Source organism: Staphylococcus sp. EZ-P03 (genome assembly GCF_003344575.1).
In the GTDB taxonomy this organism is placed as follows: Bacteria; Bacillota; Bacilli; order Staphylococcales; family Staphylococcaceae; genus Staphylococcus; species Staphylococcus simulans_B.
Genome location: NZ_QPMO01000061.1, coordinates 1 through 689, shown reverse-complemented (window position 1 = coordinate 689; position 689 = coordinate 1). Strand labels below are relative to the sequence as shown.

1 pseudogene is annotated in these 689 nt (G+C 43.3%); it reads right to left on the bottom strand.

Annotated elements, in window-relative coordinates:
- A pseudogene (locus DVJ99_RS12980) lies at positions 1-689 on the bottom strand (hypothetical protein); the annotation flags it as partial.

Here is a 689-nt window from a genome sequence, read left to right as displayed (position 1 = left end):
CCATCCGCATCTGGTGCTGTTGATCTTACTGTGATTGATTGACCATCCGCACCATTTTGACCTTTAGGGATAACTAGAGATTTACCGTCGCTAAAGACTACTTTTGTTGAACCGTCAGGTTGAACTTCTGTATTTGTTACTGTTACTGAAGTTCCGTTTTCACCTGTGTCACCTTTATCGCCTTTCGCACCTTTAGGAATGACTACTTCACGACCATCACTGAATGTTACTTTTGTATCACCATTTGCTTGTGGTTCAACACTTGTAATAGTCACTGATCTTCCGTCTTGACCGTTCGCACCTGTATCACCTTTCGCACCTTTTGGTACTGTGATAGATGTGCCATCACTGAAGTCGACAACAATATTACCGTCTGCATCAGGTGCTGTATGCGTTACTGTTACTGATTTGCCATCTTTCGCTTTAGGAATCACTACTTTAGTACCGTCACTAAACGTTACTTCTGTATTGCCTTCTGGTGTTTGCGTTGTGCCAGTAATAGTGATTGATTTTCCATCTGCACCATTTGTACCGGCTGCGCCTGTTTCACCTTTGTCTCCTTTAGCTCCTTTTGGAATTGTGACAGTTGTTCCGTCTGAGAATGTCACAACTGTATTGCCATCCGCATCTGGTGCTGTTGATCTTACTGTGATTGATTGACCATCCGCACCATTTTGACCTTTAGGGAT